Annotated in this window: 22 protein-coding genes; 10 read left to right on the forward strand and 12 right to left on the reverse strand. The window is 66.8% G+C overall.

Translation table 11 applies throughout. The features are described from left to right. Window positions 1-195: 195 nt before the first annotated feature. The 9 genes from Asi02nite_RS18610 to Asi02nite_RS18650 form a co-directional block, all read right to left on the reverse strand. Window positions 196-996: a CpaE/TadZ family protein gene (locus Asi02nite_RS18610; RefSeq protein ID WP_179266555.1), complete on the reverse strand. Its 801-nt coding sequence runs from the start codon at window positions 994-996 to the stop codon at window positions 196-198. A gap of 4 nt (window positions 997-1,000) precedes the next feature. Then, window positions 1,001-1,597, reverse strand: coding sequence for an SAF domain-containing protein (locus tag Asi02nite_RS18615; RefSeq protein WP_203714622.1), 597 nt, complete (start codon window positions 1,595-1,597; stop codon window positions 1,001-1,003). Between the two features lie 92 nt (window positions 1,598-1,689). Beyond that, a complete protein-coding gene (locus tag Asi02nite_RS18620) occupies window positions 1,690-2,604 on the reverse strand; it encodes a hypothetical protein (RefSeq protein ID WP_089255393.1) in 915 nt (304 codons plus the stop codon). Further along, window positions 2,598-3,170: a hypothetical protein gene (locus Asi02nite_RS18625; protein WP_144022948.1), complete on the reverse strand. Its 573-nt coding sequence runs from the start codon at window positions 3,168-3,170 to the stop codon at window positions 2,598-2,600. The genes Asi02nite_RS18620 and Asi02nite_RS18625 overlap by 7 nt, the downstream gene beginning before the upstream one ends. Before the next feature lie 136 nt (window positions 3,171-3,306). Continuing rightward, window positions 3,307-5,175, reverse strand: coding sequence for an asparagine synthase (glutamine-hydrolyzing) (asnB, locus tag Asi02nite_RS18630; RefSeq protein ID WP_505605805.1), 1,869 nt, complete (start codon window positions 5,173-5,175; stop codon window positions 3,307-3,309). 192 nt (window positions 5,176-5,367) lie between these two features. Further along, window positions 5,368-5,919, reverse strand: a complete 552-nt coding sequence (locus Asi02nite_RS18635) for a hypothetical protein (protein WP_144022949.1) — start codon at window positions 5,917-5,919, stop codon at window positions 5,368-5,370. A gap of 146 nt (window positions 5,920-6,065) precedes the next feature. Further along, window positions 6,066-6,656 (reverse strand): hypothetical protein, encoded by a 591-nt coding sequence (locus Asi02nite_RS18640; protein ID WP_089255397.1) that lies wholly within the window; start codon window positions 6,654-6,656, stop codon window positions 6,066-6,068. After that, a complete protein-coding gene (locus Asi02nite_RS18645) occupies window positions 6,653-7,936 on the reverse strand; it encodes a histidine decarboxylase (RefSeq protein ID WP_089255398.1) in 1,284 nt (427 codons plus the stop codon). The genes Asi02nite_RS18640 and Asi02nite_RS18645 overlap by 4 nt, the downstream gene beginning before the upstream one ends. Continuing rightward, window positions 7,933-8,400, reverse strand: a complete 468-nt coding sequence (locus tag Asi02nite_RS18650) for a MarR family winged helix-turn-helix transcriptional regulator (RefSeq protein ID WP_089255399.1) — start codon at window positions 8,398-8,400, stop codon at window positions 7,933-7,935. Before Asi02nite_RS18650 ends, Asi02nite_RS18645 begins: the two co-directional genes overlap by 4 nt. 447 nt (window positions 8,401-8,847) lie before the next feature. Here Asi02nite_RS18650 and Asi02nite_RS18655 point away from each other — a divergent pair, with 447 nt between their 5' ends. The 6 genes from Asi02nite_RS18655 to Asi02nite_RS18680 all read left to right on the forward strand — a co-directional run bounded on the left by Asi02nite_RS18655 (window position 8,848) and on the right by Asi02nite_RS18680 (window position 15,066). Continuing rightward, complete coding sequence (locus Asi02nite_RS18655; protein WP_089255400.1) at window positions 8,848-9,360, forward strand: helix-turn-helix transcriptional regulator; 513 nt, start codon at window positions 8,848-8,850, stop codon at window positions 9,358-9,360. Between the two features lie 164 nt (window positions 9,361-9,524). After that, window positions 9,525-10,058 (forward strand): hypothetical protein, encoded by a 534-nt coding sequence (locus Asi02nite_RS18660; protein ID WP_144022950.1) that lies wholly within the window; start codon window positions 9,525-9,527, stop codon window positions 10,056-10,058. Beyond that, window positions 10,055-11,914, forward strand: coding sequence for a GOLPH3/VPS74 family protein (locus Asi02nite_RS18665; RefSeq protein ID WP_179266558.1), 1,860 nt, complete (start codon window positions 10,055-10,057; stop codon window positions 11,912-11,914). The genes Asi02nite_RS18660 and Asi02nite_RS18665 overlap by 4 nt, the downstream gene beginning before the upstream one ends. A 48-nt stretch (window positions 11,915-11,962) precedes the next feature. Beyond that, window positions 11,963-12,664 carry a GOLPH3/VPS74 family protein gene (locus Asi02nite_RS18670; protein WP_144022951.1) on the forward strand — a complete coding sequence of 234 codons (702 nt, stop codon included), beginning with the start codon at window positions 11,963-11,965 and terminating at the stop codon, window positions 12,662-12,664. Between the two features lie 37 nt (window positions 12,665-12,701). Continuing rightward, window positions 12,702-14,204: an APC family permease gene (locus Asi02nite_RS18675; RefSeq protein WP_373312282.1), complete on the forward strand. Its 1,503-nt coding sequence runs from the start codon at window positions 12,702-12,704 to the stop codon at window positions 14,202-14,204. Window positions 14,205-14,307: 103 nt separating this feature from the next. After that, window positions 14,308-15,066 (forward strand): GNAT family N-acetyltransferase, encoded by a 759-nt coding sequence (locus Asi02nite_RS18680; protein WP_179266559.1) that lies wholly within the window; start codon window positions 14,308-14,310, stop codon window positions 15,064-15,066. 44 nt (window positions 15,067-15,110) lie between these two features. On the opposite strand, the gene Asi02nite_RS18685 is transcribed toward Asi02nite_RS18680, so the two are convergent. Both Asi02nite_RS18685 and Asi02nite_RS18690 read right to left on the reverse strand, forming a co-directional pair. Next, the gene (locus Asi02nite_RS18685; protein ID WP_089255406.1) at window positions 15,111-15,776 is read right to left on the reverse strand and encodes a hypothetical protein; all 666 of its coding nucleotides are present in this window, start codon (window positions 15,774-15,776) and stop codon (window positions 15,111-15,113) included. Between the two features lie 1,022 nt (window positions 15,777-16,798). Continuing rightward, window positions 16,799-17,572: a hypothetical protein gene (locus tag Asi02nite_RS18690; RefSeq protein WP_144022952.1), complete on the reverse strand. Its 774-nt coding sequence runs from the start codon at window positions 17,570-17,572 to the stop codon at window positions 16,799-16,801. 472 nt (window positions 17,573-18,044) lie between these two features. Between Asi02nite_RS18690 and Asi02nite_RS18695 the strand changes: the two genes are divergently transcribed. The 4 genes from Asi02nite_RS18695 to Asi02nite_RS18710 all read left to right on the forward strand — a co-directional run bounded on the left by Asi02nite_RS18695 (window position 18,045) and on the right by Asi02nite_RS18710 (window position 21,309). Next, window positions 18,045-18,239 carry a hypothetical protein gene (locus tag Asi02nite_RS18695; RefSeq protein WP_089255408.1) on the forward strand — a complete coding sequence of 65 codons (195 nt, stop codon included), beginning with the start codon at window positions 18,045-18,047 and terminating at the stop codon, window positions 18,237-18,239. Next, on the forward strand, window positions 18,236-18,643 hold the full coding sequence (locus tag Asi02nite_RS18700) for a hypothetical protein (protein WP_203714625.1): 408 nt from the start codon (window positions 18,236-18,238) through the stop codon (window positions 18,641-18,643). The genes Asi02nite_RS18695 and Asi02nite_RS18700 overlap by 4 nt, the downstream gene beginning before the upstream one ends. 688 nt (window positions 18,644-19,331) lie before the next feature. Next, complete coding sequence (locus tag Asi02nite_RS18705) at window positions 19,332-20,183, forward strand: hypothetical protein (RefSeq protein ID WP_144023002.1); 852 nt, start codon at window positions 19,332-19,334, stop codon at window positions 20,181-20,183. A gap of 277 nt (window positions 20,184-20,460) precedes the next feature. After that, the gene (locus tag Asi02nite_RS18710; protein WP_239126810.1) at window positions 20,461-21,309 is read left to right on the forward strand and encodes a DUF6283 family protein; all 849 of its coding nucleotides are present in this window, start codon (window positions 20,461-20,463) and stop codon (window positions 21,307-21,309) included. A 282-nt stretch (window positions 21,310-21,591) separates the two neighbouring features. On the opposite strand, the gene Asi02nite_RS18715 is transcribed toward Asi02nite_RS18710, so the two are convergent. Continuing rightward, window positions 21,592-22,311, reverse strand: coding sequence for a transposase (locus tag Asi02nite_RS18715; RefSeq protein ID WP_144023003.1), 720 nt, complete (start codon window positions 22,309-22,311; stop codon window positions 21,592-21,594). Between the last annotated feature and the right edge of the window lie 414 nt (window positions 22,312-22,725).

Consider the following 22,725-nt stretch of genomic DNA (forward strand, 5'->3'; position numbering starts at 1 on the left):
AACGCCTGTAGGTCGCGTACCAACGCCTCGTCGATGACCGGGGCCTCCGGCGACTCGGCGGGTGGGGCCCAGATACGAGGCTCCAGCGAAGGCGCCGCGGGCTCTGCGGTTGGTAGGTCGACGGGCGTGAGCCGGCGCGGTCGTCGTCCGTTGGCCTGCTGCTCTGGTGTCCAGCCGGGCTGGAAGACCGGGGTGTTACTGGGCACGTCCGGCCTCCGTGAGCTCGACGGCGGCCTCTCGCCGGACCTGGATGAGCTGGTTGATGGGCTCCTGCATGGATCGGGCCGCGCGCAGCAGGTCTGCGTTGTGACGTGGCGTACCGTCCCCGCGGCTGAGAATCCGCGCAGTCCGTTCGTCATGCGGCAGATCGGCGAGCACAGGCCCCTGCAGTTGCTCGGCGATCTCTTTGCTGCTGTACGGGCCACGTCCGCGAACCAGCAGGCGCAGCACGCCCACGCCGTGCTGCTCGAGTTCGCGTTGCAGCATCAGCACTCGCGGGCGGGCAGAGGAGATGGCCTGCATCGTTCGCTCGACTACGAGCAGGACGACCTCAGCGTGGTAGATCAGCCCGAGGGGCGCGTTGAGCGCCGGGATCCGGCCGCAGTCAGCGATGGCGTCAAACGCCGGGTCGCTGTCCTCGAGCCCGGCCAGATAACCGCCCAGTCGAGTCCACATCGCCGGCGTGACGCTGCCGGCCTGCGCCGGATCGGAGAGGCCGGGCAGAAGCCATCGGTGATGCTGTTGGGAGTCGACGCCGAGGTCGACCAGCTGGGCGCCGACGTCGGCGCCCAGGCGTCCATGCCGCTCGGCGATGGCCAGCCGGGCCAGCCCTTTGTCGGCGGTCATCTGGCCGGCCAGGTAGCCAGCCTGGATGGTGCCGCCGGCGGGGTCGCACTCGGCCAGGATGACCGATCGCGGCCACGCCAGGGTGAGGGCGAGGCTGGTGACAGTGACTCCGGGCGCGCCCTTTGCGGACGCGATCGCGATCAGGGCCATGTCTTCAGTTCCGGGGCAACACGGAAAGCGCCAACCGGCTCTGCGCCGACAGCGTCACGAGGCTCGGCCCATCTCGGCGGGGCACGACGACGTCGACCACAACCTGACCGTCGGTCTGCGGGGCGCCAACGTTCGCCACGGTCGCCTCGATGGCCTGCGGGGCGGCCGGCGGCTGATTGGTGGGCTTGGCGTCCGGTACGACGGCCACGCGCGGATCTGGGGTCACCACCAGCAGCACCTTGTCGCCGCGGCGCAGCGGCGTGGCCGGCATCTGCGCAGGTTTGAGCTCGATGCCGAACAACTGCTCGCCGGGCGCGGGGATCGGCGTGTCCGTGATCTGTTCCGCGGTGAGCAGAGTGCCTGGGACCAGGTCGACCCGCGCGTACCGGCCGACGTATTTGCCCCGATCACGTGCGGGAATCGGCTGCAGGCCTGGTGCCTTGTTGACGTTGACCACGCGCAGGTCGTCCTCGCCAACCTGAACGCCGACCGCGACCGGCCGGGCGATCGCCAGGAACGATGCGGGCCCGCTCGCGGCGGTGTACGCCCAGGCGCTGAGTGTGCCGAGCACGGTCAGAACCACGCCGAGCGCGACCAACATCGGGCTGCGCCGTCGAGGCTGGACGCGGGCGACGGTCGGCGCCGTAGGCCCGGTTGGGCTGGCAGTGCCTGGGCGGGTGGGGGCGGTCAGGCTCATCGGGTTACCACCTGCAACTCGTCGATCTGAACTGTGGTTTGCGACAGGCGGGTGGCGGTGGCGTCACCGCGCTCGCCGCCCCCGACGACCCACCACTGGATGGTCCAGGTGGCAGTGGCCGTGACGGTGAACAAGCCGCCGGGGGGAGTGGGGCGCTCGTACCGGTAGCCGCAATCTGGTGACGGAGCGCCACCGAAGGCGGGCCGGTACGCCGTGCCGGGGGTTGTGCAGGTCACGCTTCCGCCATCACCCATAGCCCAGACAACCCTGGTCACCTCGGCCCGCGCAGTGACCGCCAGCCCGGGGACTGCTGCGGTCCGGCTGACGGGGCCCCAACTCGTCGGGGTCTGGGCGGTCCACATCCACACGGGTAGGCCGACGAGGCCCCGGCCGGTGGATTGAGGAGCCACGCTGATCTGGGGTTTGCCCATCGGCAGCGCCCGGATCGCCCGGGCGGCGAGCTGGGCGGGCGTGATCGAGCCGGGCTGCCCAGGCGGGGGACTCTGTCGCCACACCGGCGTGCCCAGGAAGTCACCGAAGCAACGCTGGCGGTAAATGGCCCCGTCGCCGGGTGCGTGGCCCTCCCACACGGGGTCGCCAGCGGCGGGCTGTGGGGACTCCAGGATGTAGTAGCACCCGTCGGACTCGTTGAACCACCCGAAGCCCTCTTGGAAGCAGCTCACCCATTGGCCCTGCCACTCGCACGTATTGGTGCTTCCGCCGCTGGGGTCGCCGTCGTCCCCGCCGCCGCCCTCACCGGGGCCGCCGGGCGTCTCCACCACTAACCAGCAGTATTCGCCGTCGGGCGTGCACTGGTAGTAGTCGGCATACGCGGGACCGGCCGAGACGAGCGCGAAAGCCGCCGTGGCGATGACGGCCGAGGCGACCGCGCCGATCCGGCGGGTCAACATGGCCGGCTCCGATCGCCGGTGGACTCGAAGATGTACCACCGGTTATTGACACTCTTGGCCTTGCTGACCACGACATACTTCTTCGCCTGGTTACTCGGCGCCGGCATCGGCTTGCCGGTCTTTGCGCTGACGGTCACGACCGCGGTGGTGTCGCGGCAATCCTCGATCGTGACGATCGCCGGGCTGGCATCCAAGTCGACGTCGACGACCGTCGGATCCCAGATGGACTCGCCTCGGCTGACGACACCGGCCTCCCTCATCTGCGCGAACGAGTTGACGAGTTGACCGAGCAGCGGCTCGGCGGCGTACTTCGGCAGTTCCTTCGACTTGAAGTCCGCCTTACTGGCGGCCGCCTGGTAGGCCGTGCGGTAAAAGCTGTAGACAGCCATCACGTCCGTGCGCGCCTGAGCCTGGGCTGGATCCTCCGTGGCGCTGGGTGCCACCACCGTCGGCGATCCGGCCAGCCCGGGAGTCGCAGCCTCATCTGAACAGGCGGCGCCGGTGATCAGCACTCCACATGCTGACGCGACGAGCAGCAGCCGGGCGCGGTCGGTGCGTCGCCTCATGATGTTGTCTCCTCCCCATGCCGGCCGATGCGCGGCTTACGGTGATGAACGCCTATGCGCCTCGTTCAGACGTCCGCTGACCTGGATCATGCTAACGGGGTATCATTATATAGAACGTTGGAGTCCTCGTCTACCGTCACCGAATGAAAACCCGGTAGTCCGCCAGCCAGGTGTTCACGTCGAGCAAGTAGCCGAGTTTCATTTCGTTCCGCCAATCGGTGGCGCGGCCGGCGAGAAGGTGGCGAATCGCAGCCGCGTCGACGAGCGGATGGATTGGCGATGTCGGGTCGGTGATCACAGCGTGAAGGCGTTCGCGCACGGTCGCCTGCCACGCGCTCATGGCGTGCGACGACGGGTAGCCGCTCTTGGCCCGCCACGTGACCTGTTCCGGGAGGAGGTCAGCGACCGCATGGCGGAGCAGGCCCTTCGCATGGCCGCCAAGCCGGCGGGTGCCCGCTGGCACGTTGTAGACGTAGGCGAGCAGGCGGTGGTCGAGGAAGGGCACGCGCGTTTCGACACCAGACGCCATCGCCAACCGGTCGGCGCGGTCCAGCAGGAAACGTAGATAGTGGGTGATCGTCAGATGAATCGCCTGGCGCCGCCAGCGAAGGATGGACGGCTCGCCCTGAACGCGGGGCACGACGCGCAGCGCGTCGGCGCGTTTCTGGGCCTCGTAGTCCCTCGGTCTCATCGTGGCGTCGGCCTCGCGGGACAGCACGTCGACGGGGGAACCGAATGTCCGTGACCACGGCCAGCCCAGAGGCTTGATGTCGGCGACATCGTCGTGCCAGCCGTATCCCGAGAAGACCTCGTCTGCGCCTTCGCCAGACAAAACGACGGGCGCGGTCCCAGAGACCTCCCGGAAGAGGAGGTACAGACTGACGTTGACGTTGGTGGGGCCGGGCAGGTCCAGGGCATGGAGTGTGGCGCGTTCAGCGGCGACGAGGTCCTCGGCGCTGACCTGCACGGTGTGGTGCGCTGAGCCGATGTGTGCTGCGGCCGCGTCCGCGTAAGGGGCATCGCGGTCGACGTGGATGAGCGACGGTCCAGAGGCGCTGCCGCCTAGATAGTCGATGGTGAAGCTGTGAAGTTTGCCCTGCCCATTCGCCGCGAACTCCGCAGCTGCTAGCGCGGCGATCGCGGAGGAATCCACGCCGCCGGAGAGAAGCGCGGCGACCGGGCGGTCGGCGACAAGGTGGGAGCGGACCAGTTCTTGTAGTCGGAATCTGACCGTGGCGACTGAGGTCTCGGCGTCGTCTGTGTGTTCGTGCGGTTCCAACGCCCAGTACCGCGACGTGTTGATGCCGTTGTGGTCCATTACCGCCAGGTGCGCGGGTTCGAGCTCGTGAATGCCGCGGAATACAGCGGAGCCGGGGGAGCGGCAGGGGAACATGGCAAACAGCTCGTTGAGCCCGTCGGCGTCGACCTGCGGCGAGATCTCAGGGTGAGCGAGCAAGCCCTTGATCTCGGATGCGAACGCGAGTCCAGCTGCCACCGGGGCGAAGAACAGCGGCTTGATTCCGAGCCGGTCCCTGGCGAGCACGAGCCGGCCGTTCTGGGGGTCCCAGATCGCGAGGGCGAACATCCCCTCGAGGTGGTCGACGAATGCGGTTCCCCACCGCAGGTAGGCCGCGAGTACGACCTCTGTGTCGGACCTCGTTCGGAACGGCGGCACATGTGGCCGCAGTTGCTCGCGGAGATCGTCGGCGTTGTAGAGCTCGCCGTTGTAGACGATGGTCGCTTTCAGGCGGTGGGCCAGCGGTGACAGAATCAACGGCCGCCCAGACGGGGGTGTCCTGTGGAGCGGCATCCTCGACATCGGCTGGGCGCCCCCGTCGGCATCGATGATGGCCAGTCGGCGCTGTCCGAGGAGGACGTGGGTGTCGACGAATGTGCCGTGACCGTCTGGGCCTCGGTGGCTCTGCACGCTCGTCATCAGGGAGATGACGTCAGTCCGATTGGTGAGGTCGCGGGTCAGGTCGACCCATCCAGCGATACCGCACATGCTGTTCCCCCGGAGCCCTTGTGGTGGTGAGGTGGTCGTATTGAGCTGTCGTGAATGGCTTTGGTGGCGATGGTCCGTAGCCCCGGCCGGGCGCCGGCGCGATGTGCCAGGCGCCGTCGGCAGCTTGAGCAGGTGGAACCGGCACGCGGAGGGCCCGCGGCGGCCGGTGAGGTCGCCGTCGCGGGGTTTGGACTAACTGCCTTGCGTGTCGACTCTCGCGGCGCGCCAGCCGTCGACCGAGTAGGTGCATGTGATGCGGAGGGTTCCACCGTCGGTCTTGACGTTCATAGTCGCGATCAGGTTCGTCATCGTGACCGGCTCGGGCATGCCCTGCACCTGTGTGGACTTGATGATCTGGGGGTCGATGGTGTCGAGGTACTTGTTCATCTGTGGGTCGGCCAACGGCTTGACCTGGCCGAGCCATGCCTCTTTCGAGAGCGTTGGCTGAGACCATGCCTGCGCGAATTTCCCGACGCAGTCCTCAGCACCGGGATACTTCGAACCGTTACCCGATCCTCCCGGAGCGCCTGTAGGCGTTGACGACTGATCGCCGAGGCCGCGCTGGACCAACGGCGGATTGCCACCCGAGCCTTCGTACGGGTCGTCGGACCCGCTGCACCCGGCGACGGCGACTGCCAGCAGAAGGGCCATGGCGCCGGCGAGAAGTCGTGGAACGCCGCCGGTCCGCAGGCGCGGCCGACGCCGAGCCTCGGCCTGCGCTGGCGCCAGTTGGGTGTGATGCATGATCGCTTACTCCTAGGGTGTGTAGTGATCGGCTTGTCGTGCAGGCTCATCTGCGGTGTCGGCTGCAGCAATGGCGGCGGGCAGCGGCACCCTGAGGAAGGTGGAAGGGCTAGGGTTCCGGCCACGGGCGCGGTGGCTGAGGCGTCTCATCGCAGCGTTGCCGCCGCGGGCTGTGGTTCGCTGCGGTGTACCTGGGAGCCAGCGCCTGGGGAAACCGCGGCCCACTCCGGCAGTTGCAGACGGTAAGAGCTGCTCGCCTCCGCCGTGTGAACCGGCTCAAGGTATCTAGCGGCCGTCAACCGCGTCAGCATGCGACGCAGGCCTACCGGTCGCGTGTTGGTGGCAAGCAGGACCGCCCTGCCGGTCGGATCGCCGTCCAGTTCGACGGACCCGGCGCGACGAAGCCGGGTCGCTAGGACGTTGGCGAGGGCAACGATGTGGCCCCCCTGCCAGATCGTGGTGACTCTGGCCTGCCAGACCATCGCGAATCCGTCTGGATCAGCTGCCGGATCGACCGCCATCGTCGTTCGAGCGATCAGGATCTCAGCACTGGCGAGGATCTCCTGCCGAGGTCCTGTGCTCGGCCGGCGGCGGGCCACGATGTGGCAGTGCCAGCCGACTGTCGTCATCGAAAGGACGCGGGCGACCGCCCGACCGTCGTGGACCGCGAGCAGGCGCCCGCGGATGCTGGTAGACGGTTGCTCTGTATCGCCAGGGGCGAGCGGCACGGTGATCATCGCACGGCCCTCCTTCGACGGAGCCGCACGGATTCAGCGACGTCGTCGCAGAACGCGTCGATTTGCGCTGTCGTGATGCGAGGCATGCAAATCAGGTGACTGATGGATCCACTGGTGGCGAGGTGCCAGCGCTGGATGACCTCGTCGGCTGGACGATCAAGGACGACGGTCATGGCGTGGGGGTGTCGCCAGGCCCAGACTCCGACGTCGCGGAGCCGCATGACGGTGTAGTTGGCGATCCGACGTGCGTGATCGGCCCGGGCCCGAAGGCCCTCTTCTCCCTCGATAAGGAGTGCGTACCAGAGCATGACTGGCCCGTGTCCCGAGCGTGAGCTCAGGAGGGTGTTGGCGGTGGTCCCGACGTAGGCTATACGCCGCGCCGCGGCGTCCATGTGGGCACGATGGGTCAGGACAACGCCGGACGGGATAGGAGCACCCAAGAACTTGTGACCGCTGACGCTGACGCTGTCAACGTCAGCCAGCCCAAACGGTGGACGAAGCTGTGGCGGCAGTAGCGCCAGCGGAATGCCGGAGAGCGCGGCGTCGGCGTGGATGTAGCGGCGGGTGATGCCGGCCTGGTCGAGGATGGCCGTGATGGCGGCGACGTCGTCAACCGCCTCGGTCATGGTGGTGCCGATCGTCGCGACGACGATTACCTGCGGGGGCTGCCATTGGCGGCGTCGGGCTTGGCGGCGAACGGCGCGGTCCAGGGCGGCTAGGTCGAGGACGCCCGTCTCGTCGGTGGGAATCGAGACGGCAGGCAATCCGAGGGTATAGGCCCATCGACTGACGCTGAAGTGTGCGTCGGCGGAGTGATAGACCACCGCGTGCGGGTACAGGCTTCGGGCCTGCAGAAGGGCCCAGCCGATGGCTTCGGAGCTGCCTGAAGTGACGTACCCCCAGACCTTGCGCGGGTCGGGGGCCAGCAGCCGCGCAAACCAGTCGACGACCTGCCGCTCGAAGGCCTTCGTGTGCGCCGGGAACGCCGAACCCTGAGCCACGGGATCGCCGATGTTGTTGAGCACGTAGCCCATGAGGGGGAGCAGATCGGTGACGTCCAGGTCGTAAGCAGTGGGGAACCCGATGCTGGTCAGGCGATCCTGGTCAAGGAACTGGCAGAACCCGGCTATGACCGAGCGGGCGTGCTCGCGGCGCTGGAGCCTGTCCCCTTTATTCTGGTGAGCGGCCTGGAGGTTCACCTTGGCGTCGAGATGAGGACCATCGGAGGACCAGAGCATCGCTTGGGACAGGTCGGCCGGCGCCGTTGCGATCGTGCTCATGCCGCGTCCCGTGCCGTCCGCGCCCGCGCGGCCAGGTCCCGGGACCGGTCGGCAACGTAGGTGAGATCCTCGACGAGGCTCTCGACCGAGTCAGGCACGCCAGCCAAGATGAGCCGCTCCTGGTCGCCGATGAGGCGACCGACTCGTGCGGCGAACGCCTCGCCCACGGGCGTCGGCCGCAGACTGTCGCCGCGCCCAGCAGATCCAGCGCGCCGCTCGACGAACTCGCGCTGTACCAGCACGGCGAGGATCTCGGCTATCCGCGCGCGTGAGGTCCCGGTCTTGGCGACGACCGCGCGAACCTGGAGATTGGGCTCGGAACAGATCAGGGCGAGCGCGTCGAACTCCGACCAGCGCAGGTCTTCGTCACGAAGCACCGTTCGCTCAAGATGTGCGCGCAGGCTATTTGTCGTCCGGCACAGCTGCGACAAAAGCCCATTGCGGACGCAGCTCTCGTACATCATGACCCGACCCGGGCTGCGTCAACGACCGACGGGATGCCCGGCTCTGCGGGCGTGTTCTGGTCCATGGCTCGGCACTCTCCTCGCGGACGAGTTGGCCGTGACAGCACTGGCGAAGCGCGCGGTCCGCGCGCACGTCTTCGCCGGTCCCCGTTTGCTGTCACGGCTCCCGGCGCGGACCAGGCGTCGGAGCCCCACCCACGCGGGGATCTCAAGTGGGTCGCCGGAGATCCCCGCGCGTGAGGGCGGGTCTTGCGTCGCGGTGCCAGAGGAACCAGCCCCCCAGTGTCAACCGAGCGGATCCTCAGTAACCCGCCATCAACAACCCTCAGTTGACGACGCATTGGAGCTTAGGACCCAACACCCGCTGTCTGTCAACCCATGCATGAGATAGCCTTCCACGGCGGGGGTCGACGTAGTTGACAGCAGCAGAAGACCGGGGGTCTTTCGATGACGAATCGCGACGGGCCGCCGGTCCTGCGCACCTTGGGGGATCGACTCACCTATCTCTTCGAAACGGTGCGCGAGCCGGGCTCTCGCCCCTCCTACCGGGCGGTCGCCGAAGCGATCAAATCCGAGCAGGGCGTTGTGATGTCGGCGCAGTACATCAACCAGCTGGCCAACGGGGAACGGGAAAACCCCGGACTGGTCCAGCTGACGGCGATCGCGACATACTTCGGCGTCACGCCTGGATACCTGCTCGGCGAACACGCCCACGTCGAGCGATTTGCCGGCGAGCTGCAGCGTCTCGCTGAGGCGGTCGCGATGCGCGAGCAGGTGCAGCAGCTGATGGACGACACCATGCAGGAGCCCGCCGTCCAACAGATCGTGCTCAGGGCGCGCGGGGTGTCCCCGGCGCACCTCGAGCTCGTGGCGGAAATGTTGGCGAAGGTGCGGCGGATGGAAGGGCTCGACGACGCCGACGGTGACGAGAGCTCGCCACAGGACTGGCGGAGGGTCTGACGTGGGCCCGGCGAAGGTGTCGCGTTGCGAACCTCAACGCGTCACGCCATAGTGACGTCTTGATCGACTGAACGTGATGTCCGCACTGTGGCGCCACCGGCCTTGCCCTTGCGGGCCGGGGACCAGGCTCGCGGCACGACCTGCCATAAGGGAGTGGATCTTGGGTGGACGGGCAACAGAGACGGCGGTTTGAAGCCCTACTTCGTGAGCTGAAGATCACGATCCCGACGCCGTTTGATCCCTGGAGGTTCGGTCAGCTTGTCGCTGAACGAAGAGGACGCCCACTTCGCGTCCTCCGTCTCGACACCGCGGATGCCCCAACCTGTGGCTTGTGGCTGGCCACCCCCAGGAGCGATTACATCGTCGTCGACCAGAGCGCTCCGCCGGTGCTCGCAGGGCACATTGCATGCCACGAGGTGTGCCACATGCTCCTCGGCCACGTGGGCCTCATTCCCCTTACGGGGGAGGCCCTCGGTCTGGAACATATCGATCCCGCGGTCGTGAAACGCGTACTCGGCCGTACCAGCCGCTACCCCACGAAAGACGAGCGCGACGCCGAGGCGCTCGCGACCTACCTGCGGTCGTACGCGGGGCGCTGGACGCCAGCGCCGCGACCACGTCCCGGCGACAATGCCGACGCCAGAGTGATTGATCGAATCAGCGCGACCTTGGCCGGCGACCGGAGATGGTGGAGGTGAACGCCCTCGCCTTGATCACGGCGGTCCTTGCGTTTGCCGCTGCGGCGCACAAGGCCGTCCAGTACCGACGGGACTCGCGAAACCCCGCGCTCCTTGCAGCCTGTGTCGTGCTCTCCAGCCTTGGCGGCGCGGTGCTCCTCGCGTGGGCCCCATTGCATGTGTGGATCACCAACGGGGGCGGTGTGCCCAACCTGGCTCGTTACCTCTCGCACACCCTCGCCCTGGTCGCGGTGGCAGCCATGCAGTCGATGTTCCTGTTCCTCGCAGATCCCGCGACCGCGCGCAGGCGGGCGTTGTGGCGGTGGCTCATCCTCTTCGTCGCCGTGGCTGCGATGGGAGTCGCCTTTAGCCTCGGCGAGTTCGCTGTCGACGATCCTGGTCACCTTGCCAACCGGTACTCGGACACGCCGGAATTAATGATCTATATGGCGGCGTTCATCGGGTATTGCCTCCTTGGGGCGGCGGGCGTGCTGACCATGCCGGTGAGGTATGCGCCGCTAGTGCCGTCGCCGACCCTGCGCCTGGGGCTGCGGCTGCTAGCTGCGGCCGTCGTCCTGGGCGGGACCTACGGATTGCACAAGGCCGCCTTCTTCGCGCTCGTCGGCGCCGGCGTCGAACCGCCCTGGGCCGAGGCGCCGGTGTCGAGCGCGTTAACCATCCTCATTGTCAGCGCGGTGGTCGGTGGTCTTGTGGTTCCATCCGTCGGCCCATATGTCACCGAAGCCCTGGGCTGGCCCAGCCGCTATCTGCTGTATCGACAGCTGGAACCACTGTGGACGGCCATCTATCGCGTCAATCAGTACGCCGTGCTGAGTCCGCCCCTGCGTCGGCCCTCAATTGCCGACATGCGATTTCAGCTGGACCGCCGCGTGGTCGAGATCCATGACGGGCTGCGCTCCCTGAGCCGATACGCGGAGCTCGCGATAGAGAACGAGGCGACGATCGCCGCGCTTCGCGACGGTCAGCCAGCAGAGACCGCACGAGCAGTTGGCCAAGCGGCCAGCATCGCTGCCGCGATCGAAAGAATGACGACGGTTCCAGACAGCCACACTGGGAACGGTGCTGGCGCCGTCGCGACCGCCAGCGCCACGGCCGCCGATGTGGAAGCAAACGCCCGATCCCTCGCTCCGGTATCTCGAGCGTATGCGCGCAGTCGCCAGCATGGATTGTGCCCGCCTGAACGGACTGTCGACCTGCCGCCCGAACAGATCAGTCTTGCCGGAGACTTCTTCCTCGTGGCGCACGACGGTCACTCGGGCAGGCCTCGGCTGCGCAGCCGGACGCTGGAGGTAACCCTCGCCGCTGCGCTGCTCGCGGAGCTGCTTTACCACAACCTCGTCTACATCGACGGCAAGCAACTGATCCCAATGGGGCGAACTCCGCCAACCGACTCGCTAGCTCTGCAGGTCTGGCAATTGATCTCCGTCGAGCGGCCGAACCGCCACTCCGTCCGCACCTGGCTGACTTACCTGTCCGAGACCGCCGTTGACGATGTCACCAAGCGCCTCCATGATGCCGGGGTCATTGCACCGATGGTTGGCAGGACGCTGCGCGGAACCACGACCATCTGGCGGCCGACCGACCCGAGCGTTGCGGCCTCGTCGTGGGCACGGCTTTCCGCCCTGCTTCGAGCGCGAGAGGGCCTAGAGCCCCTCGATGTCGCTCTTGCGGGCTTGATTAACGCGGCTGAGCTAGACGCCGTCGTGTTAGAGGGAGCCCCGCGCTATGTACGAGAACACATGCTCTCCATTGTGGACGGCTCCTGGCTACCCCTGCGTCATCTGCTCAGCGAGACGCGCGCGCTGATCGGGAAGGAGGTCATGACGAACTACGTAGGCGCAGGCCGAGCCAGCTGAGTGCTAGGCAACAGCGATGGATCGAGGGTTAAGTCTTGTGAGCTTTCGGTGTCCTACAATGCCGTCCCATGTCGTAACATCGCCGGCAGCCGATGGCTTGATCAATCCATCACCGAGGAGACGCTAATGGCGATGCGGTCGCGGGACCTGACGTTCTCTGGCGAGACCTATCTGATCGCGCATGACGACCGAACAGGCAAACCTCGGCTACACAAGCGTGGAATCGCCGTGACGCTCGCGGCCGCCCTCCTTGCCGAACTGTTGTACGCGAACCGCCTTCACATTCAAGGTCGGGATGTCGCACCGATCGACGGCCCGCCACCGCAAGATCAGTTAGCCCGTGACATGTGGATGCATTTCTGGACCGAGCGTCACCCGCTGCGTACGTGGCTCGAGTTCTTTGCGACCACCGCACGCGATGATGTGATCGCCAGATTGAAGAAGGAGGGTGTCCTCGTGCCCGGCCGAAGGTCCGGGTCCTGGAGGCCATCCGACCCGAATGTCGGCGCGCAGTCGTGGGCGCGCTTGAGCGTCACCCTGCGCCGCCATGAGCGATTGAACCCCTTCGACGCATGCCTTCTTGGCTTGATCCACGCGGCTGAGCTGCAAGAGATTGTCTTAGACGGTGGCCGCCGCTCGGACCGTCAGTACCTCGAATCCATCGTCGACAACCTCTGGCCACCGCTTGCCGACCTGCTGGACGAGACCAGGTCTCTGATCGGCGCGCAGGCCATAACCCATCGCATGTAGCGCTGGGACAGTCATTTCAACCCCTCGGAGTAGCCCCGTGCCGCCAACGAGTTCTCCGTCCATCGTCAACGAACACCTACGGCGCAACAAACTCGGCGTTCCCAGCGTGGTGTTCTTCGTGGTCGCCGCGGCTGCGCCGCTGACCGTGATCGCCGGTGGCGCCGTCACCGCAGTTGCCGTCACCGAGCTGATCGCGGTACCCATCGGCTACCTTGTGATCGCTCTCGTCCTCGCTGTGTTCAGCGCTGGCTATGTCGCGATGAGCCGACACGTCGTGAACGCCGGCGCGTTCTACTCCTACATCACCCGAGGGCTGGGGCGCAGGTTTGGCGTCAGCGCCGCGGGCGTCGCGGTGATGGCCTATAACCTGATGCAAGTGGGCCTGTACGGCGCGTTCGGATTCGTTGCTGCCCAGGTTCTCGATACCTTCGGGGTAGGCGTTTCGTGGTGGGTCTGTGCGCTCGTGGGATGGGCGATCGTCGGTGTACTTGGCCTTCTGGACGTAAGCCTCAACGGTCGCGTGCTGGCCGCGATGTTGCTGGCCGAAGTCGTGATCGTGCTGATCTACGACGCTGTGATGATCAGCCATCCCGCGGGCGGAACGGTGCAATGGGACGCGCTTGATCCAGGCCAACTACTCAACCCGTCGATTGCCGCGGTGATGGTGGTCTCCGTCGCCGGGTTCGTCGGGTTCGAGGCCACCGTGGTGTTCTCGGAGGAAGCGCGCGACCCTAAGCGCACCATCGCCCGAGCCACCTACATCGCCATCGTCGCCGTCGGCCTACTCTACGGCTTGTCCGCATGGGCAATCTCCGTGGCCACCGGGCCAGAGGCATTCGTCGGCCGCGCGAAGGCCGACGGCACCGAGCTGATGTTCAACCTGGTCGTGCCCTACGTCGGTCAGACCTTTGTGGACATCGGACACCTACTGTTCTTGACCAGCCTCTTCGCCGCTTTGCTCGTCTTCCACCACACCGTCGCGCGCTACAGCTACGCGCTCGGACGCGAGCAGGTGCTGCCGCCCATGTTCGGCCGGATCGTTCGGCGGACCGGCGCGCCGAAGTACGGGTCGCTGGCGCAGACAGCGCTCGGCTTGGTCGTCATCGTGACCTACGCGATCGCCGGTTTGGATCCAGTCGACAACATGTTCGCCCGGCTGACGACGATCGGCGGCCTGGGGGTCCTCATCCTGATGGCGGCGACGTCGTTTTCCGTCATCGGCTTCTTCCGTCGCGAGCCTCATGACGAGCCCGTCTGGCGCCGCGTCATCGCGCCGCTGCTCGCCGGCATCTTCCTCGCCGTCCTGGCGATCATCACGATCCTGAACCTCGGATCGTTGCTGAACGTCGACGCGACCTCCCCAGTCGCGTGGGGCTTTCCAGTGGCCTACGGGGTGATAGCTGCGGTCGGTCTGATCTGGGCCACCATCCTCAAATGGCTGCGCAGCGACATCTTTGCCCGGATCGGGCTCGGCGTGGAGACATCCGCAACGCCGGACTCAGGCCTCGACATGCAGCGCAGTCACCGCGTGGGTGTCTGACTCAGATCGCTGAAGGGAAATCGCTTTCATGCCCTCGCTACCCACCCTTGCGTACACCCGCCTCGCAGAGCACGCGGAACTCCCAGCGCTACGCGCCGTGCTCGTGCGTAGCTTCCTGGACAGCCCAATCGGTGACTGGCTGATCGCCGACCGGGGAACCCGCCGCGCCGTCTACGAGCGATGCTTCACCCTCGTTCTGGACCATGCCTTCGAAAACGGCATCGTGCAGACCACGGCTGATTTGACCGCGGTCGCGCTTTGGTATCCGACAATGGAGCCAGCCCCCGACGACCCCGACTTCGAGGCCCGCCTCGAGCAGGCGGCCGGTGAATACTTCCAGCGTTACGCCATCAAGATGGTGACCACCGCACCGCACCACCCAACGGATCCGCATCATCACCTGGCGTTCCTTGGCGTCGAGCCGGAGCGCCAGGGCGAAGGGATCGGCACCGTCCTGCTCCGCGAGTATCTGGGCGTACTCGACTCGACCGGCACGGCCGCCTACCTCGAGGCAACCAACCCAAGGAACCGTGCCCTGTATCAGCGGCACGGCTTCGTCAGCGCGGACCCGGTGTACCTGCCAGAAGGGCCGCCCTTGTGGCCGATGTGGCGCCCTGGTTCCGATCCGGCGGAGCATCCGGTCGCCGCCGCAGTCCGACGCGCTGGCGAGCAGGCGGGGGTCGAGAGAGCCACCGCAGTGGTCGACCGGTCAGGGTTGCTGGTGTTCGGAGCGGCAGAAGACCTACCGGATGATGTGAAGCCGGCGCCGAGGCCAGTGCCGTCGCAGCGGCAGAGCGAGGGCGGGCCCTTCATCAATTGGGGGCGTTGGCCGCAGCGCAACCGTCGCCACGTCTCTGAGTGATTTCTAAGGGGCCCGCACGGTCGCGGCCGGGCGGGCCCCCTCTGTCAGTGCGCTGCCTGGGCGTCGCTGTTGCGTTGCTTTGCGCGGAGCCGTTTCACGGTCTGGATGCTGACCGGCGCCCCGATCCGATCGGTCAGGGCAGCAGCGAGAGCTCGTTGGCTCATGGCGGGGGCGTCGGCGCCGGCCGCGGCGAGGACGGCTTTGAGGTCATCGAGGGTGACCGTCCGGGCCGCAGGCGGTCGACCGCTGCTCCTCCGGGGAGCGGTTGGAAAGACCCATTCGAGCGCGCGGCGCCGAGTCCAGAGGTAGGTGCTGCCGTGACGCGCGGTTTCGGTGACGTCCGGTAGCGGCAGGTATCCGTCTTGTCCGCGATCCCAATCGGGTAGCGAGTTGGTGACGTAACTCGTCATGGTGGCGGCCTTGACGCCGCGGAGCTTGGCGAACTGCTCCCGGCCGATCAGCTCGTCCGGATCATCGACGAGCGGCGCCGGCTGCGGATCCGGGTTGCGCCGCGCACGGTAGACGTCCAGCGCGGCAATCGCGAACCAGTCCCGGCCGTCCAGACGGTCCGGCAGCGGGTCGGGCCACCCGCGCCGTGCCCGCTGGCCCGGTGAGGAGTACATGCTCACCGTCGCGGCCGGCATCCCGAGGTACTCGGCCGCGCCGGCGCGATCCGTCGCCGGCTGCCCGTCGACAATCCGCTGCTCCACAGCCGACCCGTCTCCTCGAGTAGAGGTGCGGCCCGGACCATCCACCTCATCAGAGGTGGCGGCAAGGTCCGGGCCGCTTTCCAGAAGTCCGCCCCGGACGAGTCCAGCCGCAGACCAAGTCACTGTATCGCGAGGCGCGGACCGTCCAAGGCTCGGACGCTGACACGTGTCGCTGGCAGGCCGGATAGGGCGTTGAGTGCTGTCGGCGGCGAGCACGGCGGTGGCCATCGGGGACCCCTTTCGGTCGGACCACAGGTAGACGTGGCGAACGCGGACTAAAACAGGCATCATTATAAGGCATGCTCGGCGACTTTGGAGGCAGAACTATGGCAGGCCATGTCAGCGCCGTGAACTACGCCACCGCCCACACGAAAGGGGTGGTTCTGCCTCACACCCGCCTCGCGGTGCCGCATCGTCGGCTGACCCTCCACCCGGCTGCGGGTCGCTCTCACCTATGACGGCGAGGCGTACTCGGGGGAGCTCCGGCTCGACGGGACGCTCGTCGGTATCGTCGAGAACACCGGCGAGGGAGACCCGCCGAGTTGGTGCCCGGTGCGACCCGCGGAGTTTGGGCCCGCCGAGATGTCCGCCTTCGTTGCGGCATGTCGAGACCGGGACGGCCAACCGGTTGACGGGTCCAGCGTGCTCAGTTCGCTGGTCGAGGAGACGTTCACGGGCCAGCATCTCGACCGCTTCGCGCGCATGGGCCGGACATCGTTTCGCACGATGGTCATACAGGGTGACCGCCTCGTCGCCGATGCGTACTACGGCATTCCAGCCGTTGCAGCTGGAGCACCGAGGAGGCTGTTGCCCAGATCCGCCGGGAGCAGCCCGACGCAGCCGCGATCGAAGTGTGGACGGGTACAAACTGGCAGCCTCGCACAAGCGGGCACACGACTCACCACTGATACGACCGCGCGGGGCCTTCAGAACACCAAATCCGAAGGCCTCGCGCGCGAGCCCAGCAGGACGGGACGCCAGCGAGGGTTTCCTGGCACTGGTTTCCGCAACTGGTTTGCTGGTTACCCGGTCAGGAGCTTCACGACCGTCTCCGGTGCGGGCACTGTCTGATTCGCTGGCGGCGGCTCGATGCTGACCGGCGAGCCGAAATCGAAGTACCGTGCCGTGTTTTTCCCGCCACCGTCTGCCGCGGTGCTGAGGTCGATAGTGGTGGTGGCCAGCCGGCCGTGGCCGTCGACGGTCGCGCTGAAGGGCAGCGCCATGTAGGCGTCACCCATCCGATCGGCTTCCTTCTTGTTGGTCGCGGTCTTGGTCAGGTCAATCGTCGCGCTGAACGTTCCGGGTCCGTCCTTTTTGACGTCCGAGAGCGCACCCAGCAGGCGCCCGACACCGACCGGGTCGTTCTCGGGGAACAAGTCGAAGGTCGAGCCCGCCAGTCGATCAAGGGAGATTCTCATCCACTTGCCGCCCGGCACGCCTGGCACGCCCTTGGCCAGGACGTAACCGTCTGTTCCGATGGTGCGTACCTGGACTTCGGCGCTGCGGCCACCGGCGTCCAGCTTCATCGTCATCTCGCCGAGCTTCGCCTTCGGGTCGAGGCTGCCGGTGCTCGTGCTCCCAGGCGACTCGAGCGTCATCTTCAGGGACGTCTCGTTGAGCCTGCGCGCCGCGGCGCCGAGTTCCTCTTTCGGATCGGCTGGCGGTGCCTCGGTGACCGTCGTGGTGGTGGCGCCTGCGGGCGCCGGTGAGGGATTGGTGGTCTTGCCACATGCTGTCAGGGCCAGGGACAGCGCAGAGACCGCGAATAGCCCCGTGAGCCTGCTTCGTATCCGCATGCGCATCAGTCTGCCGTTGACAACCAGATATGGCTGCCCCGTAGCCGCATTTGTTTGGTCTAGTTGACAGTCTCAATGGCCGGCGCGCTGACCAGCGCGAACGCTATAAAAGTCGCCGACAACTGGCTATTCTGGCGGCACCATCCGCCCGAGCCGATCGAACGCCGCCGCCGACACTGTCACACCGGCAGGGGCCGTCTACCGTGCCCACGCCAAGATCCGCGCTCGCGGCGAACGCGAGATCGCCACCCCCAGACCTGGAAGATCGTGGCCAAGCTGCGCTGCTGCCCGCGCCACGTCACCGCAGCCCTCTGCGGCCTTCTGCGCCACGCCGAGTACATCCGCTAGATGGAAGTGACTCATTTCAACCTGGGGTAGATCAGCGGCCTTTGCCCTCGTGCAGTCGGTTTGGGTTGGAAGCGATCATCGCCACCGATGTACCTGGCTGCATTTCAGTGTCGTAGAATGAGCCATGGCCCAGACGCCCCGCACCACTGCCGAGGTGCTCGCCGCGCACGGGTTCGCCGTCGATCCGAAGCGAGTATCGGCTGCGACCGAGCGCTTGCGTTCCGCGCAGGCAGGATTCGCCGCCGAGTCGGGCCGCCGCCGCGAGGACGCTTTGGCGTGGGCGGCGGCCAACGATCGTGACGCCCGTCACGTCGCGTGACCGCGTTCGGCTTCGTCCTCGACACGTCATCGATCCTCGGCTACGCCCAGCTACGGATAGGTGTGGCCGAGATGCTGCTCAGCGCCGAGGAGCTAGGCCAGGTCTTCGGCGCCACGGAGCTGTGCCTGGGTTCGGCAGCTGACCTCGAAGCGGCCGGTATCGGCACGGCTCTCGGCGCCCATGCCGTCCGGGATCACGGATCGCTGGTGGTTCTAGCCGATGCGATCCTGCCATCCGATCGGCGGGTCGCACTTCATAGACTCTTCCCCACCCGAGCGGACGTGGTGAGTGCCTTGCTCGCTTCGTTCCATTGGGGAGTTCCTGTGGTTACGTATGAACCGAAGGCTTATGTCGGTACTAACGGCATTCTTTATGGCGATGTCCTGGAGATCGAGGACGCCTGAGCTTGAGATAAGCAACTCGGACGCGGGTGGCGCTGACCGTCCGGCAACCACCGCTCGTGGGGCATCCAATTAACCGAGCACCTTTCACGCCGGGGGTTGGTCGGTTGCGCGCTAGCACGGGGGCGTTGGCTGGTTAGCGTCTCGAGTACTGACGTGCCAGCTCGCATAACACGCCTTAATCCGAAAGGCTGCAGCAGCTGTCGCGGCTGAGTACCTAGGACTCTGCTGGGCGTGTCCGTCGGCTGAGCCCAACGAGCTCGCCGCCGAGCTGCCAGCGCCCGCCTCCGCGCCCCCAGCCAGCGCCCGCCCTGGCACTCGGATTCGATACCAAGCCGGTCGGAGACAGGCATCGTTGACAACGCTGAGATATCGAGGTCCGCGTGGGGCCAGCGATTTTCGCGAACCGGTGTTGCCGGCCAGGAATCGACGGGGGGCGTGAGGCCTTCGGCATTTCGCCGCTGCGTGAACACTGACCCCGGGCGCCCTAGAACCCAGGGGCACCGCAGGGTCAGTGGCAGAGCGTTGGCATGGCGAGACACCGCGCCGACGACCCGCGATACTGCTACCTGTGTAGTAGCGGGCGACTTGAGCAAATCTATAGCTTGCTTGGCGTGACGGTTCCGTCATCAATTGCGGCAGGAGCGGGCGCAAGCTACGCCATCGCGTTCACCGGAGAAGGGTGGGAAGTTTGACCACCTACGGTGTGAGTGAGGGCGCTCTCAACGCAGTTCGCGCTCTGTATGGCCGATCCTGCTACCAGCATGCGGCACTTCGAGCTGCGCGTTGCCTTTCGCAGTTTGATCCGACCACCGTTGGTCCGGACCCGGTTCTAATGGAACTCGCGCTTCTCTACGCCGCCAGCGCCGTACACGCGGCGCCAGCGAAACGCACCTCGTACGAGCTTCAGCTCGTGAACACATGGACATGGGGACGCCCCGCCTGCAGCAGGTGGGCGCCGACCCTTCGAAGGGTTGATCTGGAGGCGGCCTTGCATTGGGCTCGCTACGCGCAAAACAGTGCCTGGCTAGTCGATCCGCCCGGAGCGCCGCGGCGAGCTGCCGCCCTACAAGCAGTCGCCGCGCTCGCCCACCAACTCGGCTTTCATCACGAAGCCATTGTCTTCGCCGCCAGGCTGCTCACCATCCAGCGCGAGACCCGCAAGGTCGACGGTCTCGTGCATGCTGAACTGACCCTCGGCATTTACCTGCACGCGAGCGGTAGTTGCACAGACGGGACCATGACGGCCACAGGCGCCTGGCGGAGGTGGAAGAACCACTACGGCAGCCCTCGTGAGAATACAGCCGCGCTGATCGTCAACGTGCACGTCGCCTCGCTGCTCATGGCCTGCGGTCGAGCCACGGACGGCCAGACCCTGATGGAAGAGGTGGTTGAGCCAACTGATCTGCTTGCCCGGCACCGCACCGCGATGTGCCGGAATGTGCTCGACCGCCTCGAAGGCGCACGCCTGTCCCACGCGGCTGTGCACCACAATCGCTTTGCCGTTGCCGTCGATCTGGCCGAACGGCCGAGACCAACATGACCCATCCCATACACGCGCTGGCAGTTGGGCTCCCAAATTTCTGCAGATCCTCCCTGCGGGACCCCAACCGCGGCCCACCACGCAGTTCGCTCGACGCAAGGCACGGCCTTCCTCGAGTGCTTTGACCGTCTTCGAGCCTGGCGTGGGTGTAGTTGCCGCCGCATTTGGCGACCCGAACCCGGCGACCCCATGGACTTCAGTGACACCCCTGCCCATAGCATCGGCCTGGCAGGCGTCGGGCAAAGGCCCTGACCCTGGCCAAACCTGGGGGATGTGAATGGCTGGTGGCGCATCGATCAGCGGGCCTGCATCGTCACCATGCCCAGCCTGCCCATACCGGCGCGATGTGCCCTCCGGGGTGTGGTCTCGACACGAGTACGTGCGGTTGACCGCGTACGACCTGGACACCGCTCTGCAGCCCAGCACGGTGCTTGTCTGCTATGGCAGCGAGCCGCGGCGGGTGTGCGCAGGATGGGCAGGCTGCCACGACACGCGCGAGCTGCTGGCACTACGGCTGGCCGCACCGTGGGGAACCATGGCTGCCGACGATCTCGCTGCCACCCACCGCTACGTCAGCCCGGCCCCGTTGTTCTCCTCGGGCCGGGAAGCAGCCGTGCACGGCGCCGCGAGCCTGGCCGACCCGAGCCCCGCGGCGCGTGCCCTGATCGCGCAGGTCGCACCGAGGATCGAGGTCCCGTTGCTCGGGCCGCTGGTCGCGACTCTTCCTGTTCCAGAGCCCGTGCCCGTCGACGGTGACTGCCTGATCTGGGCGCCGGCCACCGCGCGCCGTCTGGCGGCATCGGGTGTGACGGCGGCCCCTGTCAGTATCACCGGCTGGGCGGATCCCGCGCAGGTCACCATCGCGTTTGTGCATTGCGCCGTGGCCGTGGACCTGGAAGAAGAGAACCCCGCTCACCGTCGCGGCCCGTACATCGTTGATGTGACCGCTCGGCAGTTCGCCGGCGACCTGCCCGAACGGTGGGTGGCTGACTGGTCGAACTATGCTGCGTGCCTCGCGCGGGCTACGGGTGCGTTCGTCGTGACGTCCAGTCTGGACTCCTCGCAGCTGCGGCGAGAACGCTGGAACGACATACGAGACCGGCGCCGCATCTGGCACTGGGCGTAACCCCTGAGCGACGACCGTACGCATGTTCCACCCGGCCGTCGTGCCTGACGCCCTCCGCCCTCCAGACGCGTGCGTATGCCCGCGTACTGGCCGCCGCGAATGCGATCGGCCGGGACAGCGGCGTGGTCGACGTCGTCTAATTCGACGATTCCGCCGCGGTCGGGGCCTCGCCAGGCCGGCTTCGCGTCGCCTGGCTCAGGCAAGCTTTGGATAGGCGGCAACGCGCAGCCGCCTCGACGAGATCGCCGCGCACGGCGCCGAGGCGTGCATGCTTCCCGATACTCAAGACCTTACGTCGGCTGAGACACCGGCCATACGTCCGCGGTCGCCTGCCAGCGCGATCGCGTGGGCCAGGTCCTGGTCGGTGCCGTGAGCCACGATCAGCTTCAACCCGGCGCGGCTGACGACGTAAACGCCGCAGCGGCCTCCGTGCCGCTGGGCGAGCTCGGGCCAGCCGTCCGGCACGGCGGCCATGGGGGCCCAAAAAGGTCTACCCCCGGGCTCGACCACTACGCCCGGCCGCCGGGTGCTCGGCAGGATGACCCTCCACCCCGGGACGTGAGGCGGGATGTGGGAGAGGCCCCCGACGGGCTGCATCCCCTGCCGGATGCAGGCGGCGATGGCCAGGTCGACGGGCTCGGGTCCCTCGATGCTTGAGGCGGCGACCGCCGTCTCGATCAAAACGAATGGCCACCCGGTGTCAACGCTGCTGCCGATGAGGCCAAATGCTTCACCGGCTCTAAGCTCGCTTGGCGCGGGGATGCCCGGCACCAAGTCTGGTAGGACGCCTTCCTTGGAACACGCGAGGTGCGCGAAGAACACCAGGGCGGGCGGTCCGAGCCTGACACCCGCGACAGCAGGACGCGCGTCATCGAAGATGTCTTCATGGCCGCAGTAGGGACAGCGAAATCCAGGCGGCCACGGACCTTCGAGAATCTCGGCTGCCTGTTGCGCTCCAACGATGTCGCGCACCTCGTCGGGTATCAAAATGTTCCGGGTCACAGATGTCGCCCTCTCATCGCGGCCGCGTGGCGCGCGCGAATCCATAGGTGATGGCGACCAATGATTCTATTGCCGGGATGACGGCCCCGTCTGGGCCCAATTGCGGGGCGATTGTGTGGCCGGCGTCAGGGCCACGGCTGATCGGCCTGAAGTTGCGGCGGCCGGACGGGCCGGCAGTCATCGGCGATGCCCGGCTCGGCGCGAATGTCGCCGCACCCGTCGACCAGGCAGATCCAGACGTGGTGGCCCCCGCACGGGCACATCGCCCAGTCGGCCCGCGTCCAGGTGGGGGACCCAGTACCTGTGCTTGTTGCGACAATGAGTTGACGCGTCGCCGTCGAGGACACGGATCGAACGTTGGCTGTAGGAGGCAAGCGGGTCGGCGCGGGCCGCCATGACCAGGGTGCGCAGTTC

It is taken from the genome of Asanoa siamensis (genome assembly GCF_016862555.1).
Lineage (GTDB): Bacteria > Actinomycetota > Actinomycetes > Mycobacteriales > Micromonosporaceae > Asanoa > Asanoa siamensis.